The organism is Okeania sp. SIO2B9 (genome assembly GCF_010672505.1).
Taxonomy (GTDB): domain Bacteria; phylum Cyanobacteriota; class Cyanobacteriia; order Cyanobacteriales; family Microcoleaceae; genus Okeania; species Okeania hirsuta.
The window spans coordinates 1-7215 of the sequence record NZ_JAAHGK010000246.1 but is presented as its reverse complement, the minus strand read 5'-3'; the positions used below and the strand labels follow the sequence as shown (position 1 = coordinate 7215).

Genomic DNA, 7215 nt, shown 5'->3' with positions numbered 1-7215 from the left:
ATAAACTTCTGCATAATCTCCTAAAAATTGTGGTTGAGCTAAGATTGAGCGACTCATGCGTAATAATTCTGATAATCCGACGATTGATAATAAAGTTGTATCCTGAAATAGACTAATAAACTGACCTACAATTGAGGGAATAGCAACTTTTAATGCTTGGGGTAATACAATTAATCCTAATGCTAATGGAGTATTAAAACCTAATGCTTTTGCTGCTTCTGTTTGACCTCTTGGTACGGACTGTAAACCTCCTCTAATATTTTCTGCTAGGTAAGCTGAACTAAATAAAGTTAATCCTAATATTGCTCGTAAAATCCGGTCTGGTCGCATTCCATCTGGTAGAAATAGGGGAATCATAATTTGCCCCATAAATAAGATTGATATTAAAGGTAATCCTCGGATAATTTCAATATAACCAATAGAAAATATTTTGATTACTGGTAATTTACTTTGTCTGCCTAAAGCTAATAAAATTCCTAGAGGAAAAGATAGAAAAATGCTAACTATAGCCATTAATATAGTTAACATTAAACCTCCCCAGTCGTTTGTAGATACAGATTTTAAACCTAATCCTCCTCCGATTAACCAGATAATTAAGAGAAAGGCTATAAACCAAATAAAAGATATGTATTTACCTATATTTGGAATTTTTTTGCCTAAAATTTTTCCTACCCATGCAGTACTAATAACTAAAATAACTATTCCTATTAGTAAGAGTTTGAATGGGGTTGTTACTGGAATTAATAATAAAATGGCAGGTATGACAGCTAGAAAAATTAATACTGGTTGGGAAAATAATGTGGCTGAGTTTCTGGCAATAATTCCCCAAGAGAAACCAGATAAACTAGAAATTATGCTAACTATTAACCAGATGCGCCAATATTGGTCTTTAGGATATCTACCTACCATTAATAATGGCAAATTAACTTTGATTACTTCCCATTCTGCTTGAGTTGTTGCCCAAGAGATAAAACCTGTTATTCCCTTGGTAATAATGCTGAGTAAGATAATAGTTAATAAGGTGTTATACCAGGTACTAAAAAAATTTTGTCTGAGCCATTCTATAGGATTATTTTCCTGAAATGGAGGTGCTGATGATTTATTAGTATTAATTGTTTTCATATAATTAGGGTTTACCGAATAATTAATAATTAATAATTAAGAGTTGATAGTTGATAGTTGATAGTTGATAGTTAATAATTATTAATTCAACAATTCACGCCTTGAAGCAGCCCCTTGGATAGGGGACAAAATAAGTGCTTATGCAAAATTAATTACACATTAGTTCTTATGCAAAATTAATTACACATTTTATTATATATCTCCAATCTTATCCAGAAGTTATCAATTATTTCTCCCTGTTCCCTGTTCCCTGTTCCCTGTTCCCTGTTCCCTCTCTCAACTAGGAAATTGATTTTGCACGACTACTTAAAAAAATCATTTTAGTCAATCCTATCCGTTTTAAGAAGAAGTAATTATTAATTATTAATTGTTAATTGTTAATTGCTGAACTATCTAATCTCAAAGCATTGACTGATATTGGCTAAAGTGTTTTTAGGGTTGAAAAAACTGCCTGGTTTTCAGTCCAAAACCCTCAAGGGGAGCGGAGGAGTTAGGGAGATGGGAGGATTTTTCGCTGGTGGTGAATTGCCATTATTTTTGTGACGTAAGGAGAGTTCATTAATTGATAATGGATAATTGATAATTACAAGAAGGTTAAAACCGTTACGGAATTGAAAATAAGGAAATATTATTTCTTCTCTTGGTCGATTGGATATGGTTAGGAAACCCATCCATCCCACCCTTCGGGAAGCTCCGAATATCGACCGCTTTTTTGCCTTTGAAAGGGGAGGCTTTAAAGCAAAATTATTTAATTAATAATTATTAATTATTCGGTAATTATTAATTAGGGCTTGCTGATTTAATATTAAAGCATTGACTGATATTGGTTGTAGCATTTTTTTGTCTAAAAAAGTATGAGCTTTTCGGTGGAAAGAGCTGCATAAAGCTATTGTTTCGGGATGATTATGACAGAAAAATTAAGGGAAAACTTTTCCGACTACCTCATTTATAATTCCTATTTTTCCTGATTTATGACTCCTGACTTCTACCCCTAGCACTCATACTTGATTCAGCAAACCCTAATTAATAATTATTCATTATTCATTATTCATTGTTTTGTTATCTTTCTTTGAGTTGAACGCTTTTATTTAAGGAATTCATAGACAATGAAATTATCAAATTTATCAAAAGATAAACTGCCATAATTAGAATAAATACTTCTACTGGACGACCTGTTTGATTATAAGTAGTATTAGCAACGGAATATAAATCTGGATAACCAATAGCTATTGCTAAACTAGAGTTTTTTGCTAAGTTCATATATTGACTATTTAATGGTGGAATCATTACCCTTAATGCTTGGGGAAAAATTACCAACCGCATGACTAAACTAGATTTTAATCCTAAAGATTTTGCTGCTTCCCATTGTCCTTTTGGTACTGCTTGAATGCCGGAACGAACAATTTCAGCAATAAATGCACCTGTATAAAATACTAATCCTACCAGTAAAGCTGACAGTTCTAATGTTAAATTTAATCCCCCTTCTGTTGCGCCTGTTTCTGTTGCTATTGGTGGTTGCCAACCTAGAGCAAATATAATAATTAATAATTCGATAATTCCAATACTAATTACAGCGATAAGTTGAGGTTGACCAGAGGTAGCTTTTTCCGTCATTAACTTATTTCGCCACTGCCAAATAAATATAACAGCGATCGCTCCTAAGACCAAAACTATTAACCATAACCAAACATTCTGAGTATTTTCCGGCCAAGGAATAGATATTCCTCGTTTACTCATAAATATTGGTCCTGGTAATTCTAATTTTTCTTCTGGTTTGGGAAGAGTGAAAAAAACTGCAAAATACCAGAAAAATAACTGTAATAGTAGAGGGGTATTTCTGACAACTTCTACATAAACCCGATTCAAATTTCGTAGTAACCAGTTTTCGGAAAAGCTAGTAATTCCTGCTAATATTCCGACTATTGTTGTGAAGAAAATTCCCAAAATCATTACCCGCAGAGAATTAATCAGACCTGCTAATAATACTTGATTATAGGGGTCTTTTGCTTTGTAGGGAATGAGACTTTCACTAATACTAAATCCAGCTTCGTTTCCTAGAAAACTAAATCCAAATTTTGTACCTTGTTGTACTAAATTACGGTTAAGATTGCTAATCATTATAGCTACAACCGCAACAAAAATTACTATAGCGATAACTTGTAAGGCAATACGCCAAAATCTTTCATCTCGCCATAGTGGAATTTTTTGATTTTCCTGGTCAATCATTTTTATACCAAATTCAAGAAAGATTGTTACAGTAAAATATAGATGCTGAACGGAATTGAAAAATCTTCACTGTTTATTTCTTATACCTACCACCTACCACCTAACACCTAATACCTTGAATAGCCAATGTAGCAATATTTTTTGAAAATGGCATTATTGTTTAAAATTTAAAATTTTTAGCGAAAGGGAGGTGAATAAAGTAAACCTCCATTAGTCCACAAATTATTTTGACCGCGAGGCAGTTTAAATGGAGAATTTTTTCCTAGGTTTCGGTCATAAATTTCACCATAGTTGCCTACTTGTTTAATTACACGATAGACAAAATCATTACTTAAACCTAGACCTTCACCTATATTTCCTTCTACTCCTAAAAAACGTCTTATTGTTGGGTCATCAGAATTTTTATTCTCGTCTACATTTGCTTGAGTAATACCTAATTCTTCAGCTTCTATCAAAGCATAAATTACCCATTTAATTACATCAAACCAAGCTGAATCATTATTCTTTGTTGCTGGACTTAAAGGTTCTTTTGAAAGGTTAGTATTTAAAATAATATGTTGTTCGGAATTAGGTAAAGTGCTACGACGACCCAATAACTGAGATTTATCGGAAGTTATCCCATCACAACGTCCTTCTTCTGCATAAGCAGCATAAGCTGAGTCTGCTTGTTGAAATGTTAATGTCTCAGCTTGAATATTTCGTTTAAGGAGATTATCTGATAAAATAAGTTCTCTGGTCGTACCTGCTTCAACACAAATTGATTTACCTTCGAGGTCCTTTAAAGATTTAATTCCACTATCAGCACGAACCATCATTCCTTGACCATCATAAAATGTTGTGGGGGCAAATTCTAGACCTACGGTGGTATCTCGACTTACTGTCCAAGCTGTGTTTCGAGAAAGCATATCTACTTCTCCACCATTGAGAGCTGTGAAACGCTCAGTTGAATCTAGGTTACGATACTCTATAGCATTTTGGTCATTAAATAAAGCTGCTGCTACTGCCTTGCAAATATCCACATCTATTCCGGAATAGTTGCCATTTTTGTCTACAAAACTAAATCCGGGTATGTATCCTTCTACACCACAATGTAGTTTGCCACGTTCTTTCACAACATCTAAACGACTTTTTCCTGGTGGGGTTGGTTCAGATTGGGAATTTTCACAAGATGTCAAGTATGTGGAAAATAGCAAAATTGTCAATAGCAAATATACCCATTTTTGCATAATTTCTTTTCACTCTCCTGCTAAGAACTTTTCATTTACCGAATAATTAAGGTTTAAAGCCTCTCCTTTAACTTTTGAGGGGGTTTGGGGGAGCTATAAGTCCCGCGCTATATTCGCGGATAATTAGCGCCGGGATACATCGACTCCCCCAAGCTAATTTTATCCGGTCAAACCCGGTAAAATTAGCAGTTACTACAATCTGTTTTTTGTGGTAAGATTCTTTTCATGCTAAATCTAAACTACACCTATCGCATTTACCCCGATCAAAAACAAGTCGAGTTGCTCAATGAATGGCTCGAAACTTGTCGAGTAACTTACAACTACGCGCTCAGGGAACTGAAAGACTGGATTGCTTCTAGAAAGTGTCCAGTAGATAGGTGTAGCTTGGAGTCAGAGTACATAATGAGCGCCGATTATCCATTCCCTGGGTATCAGCAACAGCAAAACAAACTCCCCAAAGCTAAAAAAGAGTTTCCTCGTTTAGCAGCAGTCCCCTCTCAGGTTCTGCAAACAACCATCAGGAGATTGCAGGATGCTTGGGACTTTTTCCAGAATAGAGGTTACGGATTTCCTAGGTACAAAAAGTATGGACAAATGAAGTCGATACTTTTCCCTCAGTTTTCCACCAACCCAATTACAGGGTGGCAAATCAAGTTACCCAAGTTAGGGAGAGTCCAAATCAACTTGCATCGACCAATCCCTGACGGGTTTGTTGTCAAACAAGTCAGAATTCTCAAAAAAGCGATGGGGTGGTTTGCTGTTATTGCCATTCAATCTGATATTTCTATACCAGAACCAGAGCCTCATGGTCATTTCGTGGGAATAGATATCGGACTGAACAGTTATCTGGCAACCAGTGACGGCTTTACAGAACCAGGACGCAAATTCTTTGCAACAGAGCATCGTCGGCTGAAAGTGCTACAACGCAGATTGTCGAAGAAGAAAAAACGTTCTGCTAACTATGAAACAGCCAGGATTAAAGTAGAAAAGCAGCACAATCATATCGGTTTCAAGCGCAAAGACTATCAGTTCAAGTTAGCTCACAAATTGTGTGACATGGCCGGAACAATCTTCGTTGAGGATATTGATTTCCGAGTTATGGCAAAAGGATTTCTTGGCAAACACACGATTGATGCGGCTTTTGGGCAGTTTCGGAGTATTCTTTCTTATGTGGGAAAAAAGCGAGGGGTATATGTCGCCGAAGTAGACCACAAGGGGACATCTCAAACCTGCCCAAACTGCCGAATTGAAGTGAGGAAAGAACTGTCTGATAGATGGCATAGCTGCCCAGAATGTAAGTATGAGGTCGATCGCGACATAGCCTCAGCTCAGGAAATCTGTAACCGAGGCTACGAAGCACTTAGTACCCAGGGACTCTGGGGGAAAGAAATTGGCTGTCAAGTCGGGCTGTCGGGGGCTTTTTACCTAGACAAGTGGCGTAGGGCAGCAATATCTAACAGTGATGTTGGAAGCCCGCGCTTTATCTATTGATTCAGCGCCGGGAGGATGTCACCGGAATGGAGGAGAATAAAGTAATCCACCATTTGTCCATAAATTATTTTGACCGCGAGGTAACTTAAATTGAGATTGTGCTCCTAAATTACGGTCATAAACTTCACCATAGTTGCCTACTTGCTTAATAACTCTATAAGCAAAATCATTACTCAAACCCAAACCTTCACCTAGGTCTCCCTCTACTCCTAAAAAGCGTTTGACTGTGGGGTCATCAGAATTTTTCTTTTCATCTACATTTGCTTGGGTAATACCTAACTCTTCTGCTTCTATCAAAGCGTAAGTTACCCACTTAACCACGTCAAACCAAGCTGAATCATTATTTTTCGTCACAGGACCTAAAGGTTCCTTGGACATAGTAACATCTAGGATAGTATGAGTATCTGGATTAGGTAGAGTACTACGACGACCCAATAACTGAGATTTATCAGAAGTCATCCCATCACAACGTCCTTCTGCATAAGCAGCATAAGCAGGGTCTGCTTGTTGAAATGTTAATGTCTCTGCTTCAATGTTTCGTTTACGGAGATTGTCTGTTAAATTTAGTTCTGTGGTTGTACCTGCTTCAACACAAATTGATTTGCCTTCCAAACCCTCCAAAGAATTAATCCCACTATCAGTACGGACCATCATCCCTTGACCATCATAAAATGTTGTGGGGGCAAACTCTAGACCAACGGTGGTATCCCGACTTACTGTCCAAGTTGTGTTTCGAGAAAGCATATCTACTTCTCCACCATTCAAAGCTGTGAAACGTTCAGTTGAATCTAGGTTACGATATTCTACAGCATTTGGATCGTTAAATAAAGCTGCTGCAACTGCCTTACAAATATCCACATCTATTCCTGAGTAGTTGCCATTTTGGTCTACAAAGCTAAATCCTGGTATAGCTCCTTCTACCCCACAGTTTAATTTACCACGCTCTTTGACTATATCTAGACGACTGGTGGTTTGTTGACTTTCTTCTTCGCAGGCTGTTAATGGTAGTACCATTAACACAGTTGCTATTAGTAGAGATAAGCATTTTTGCATAGTTTATTAAGATTTTTTTAATCTGGGAAAAATAACCTATTCAAAACTACCATAACGTTTAACTTAGCGATCGCTTCTGGAGGATTTCAAGTAAATA

5 protein-coding genes are annotated in these 7215 nt (G+C 36.6%); 1 reads left to right on the top strand and 4 read right to left on the bottom strand.

From position 1 onward, the window contains the following. The 3 genes from F6K13_RS11200 to F6K13_RS11190 form a co-directional block, all read right to left on the bottom strand. Positions 1-1122: amino acid ABC transporter permease (locus F6K13_RS11200; protein ID WP_287287398.1), on the bottom strand; the 1122-nt coding region annotated here is incomplete at its 3' end. Between the two features lie 1059 nt (positions 1123-2181). Continuing rightward, the gene (locus F6K13_RS11195) at positions 2182-3348 is read right to left on the bottom strand and encodes an amino acid ABC transporter permease (RefSeq protein WP_124154182.1); all 1167 of its coding nucleotides are present in this window, start codon (positions 3346-3348) and stop codon (positions 2182-2184) included. 176 nt (positions 3349-3524) lie between these two features. After that, a complete protein-coding gene (locus F6K13_RS11190; protein ID WP_124143605.1) occupies positions 3525-4574 on the bottom strand; it encodes an amino acid ABC transporter substrate-binding protein in 1050 nt (349 codons plus the stop codon). 225 nt (positions 4575-4799) lie between these two features. On the opposite strand from F6K13_RS11190, the gene F6K13_RS11185 reads away from it, so the two are divergent. Further along, positions 4800-6065, top strand: a complete 1266-nt coding sequence (locus F6K13_RS11185; RefSeq protein WP_124143606.1) for an RNA-guided endonuclease TnpB family protein — start codon at positions 4800-4802, stop codon at positions 6063-6065. A gap of 18 nt (positions 6066-6083) precedes the next feature. Here F6K13_RS11185 and F6K13_RS11180 read toward each other — a convergent pair whose 3' ends face one another. Beyond that, on the bottom strand, positions 6084-7118 hold the full coding sequence (locus F6K13_RS11180; RefSeq protein ID WP_124143607.1) for an amino acid ABC transporter substrate-binding protein: 1035 nt from the start codon (positions 7116-7118) through the stop codon (positions 6084-6086). Between the last annotated feature and the right edge of the window lie 97 nt (positions 7119-7215).

Bases quoted from the DNA above. Each gene is read 5' to 3' on its own strand.
- F6K13_RS11195 (WP_124154182.1), bottom strand. From the start codon at position 3,348: ATGATTGACCAGGAAAATCAAAAAATTCCACTATGGCGAGATGAAAGA.
- F6K13_RS11190 (WP_124143605.1), bottom strand. From the start codon at position 4,574: ATGCAAAAATGGGTATATTTGCTATTGACAATTTTGCTATTTTCCACA.
- F6K13_RS11185 (WP_124143606.1), top strand. From the start codon at position 4,800: ATGCTAAATCTAAACTACACCTATCGCATTTACCCCGATCAAAAACAA.
- F6K13_RS11180 (WP_124143607.1), bottom strand. From the start codon at position 7,118: ATGCAAAAATGCTTATCTCTACTAATAGCAACTGTGTTAATGGTACTA.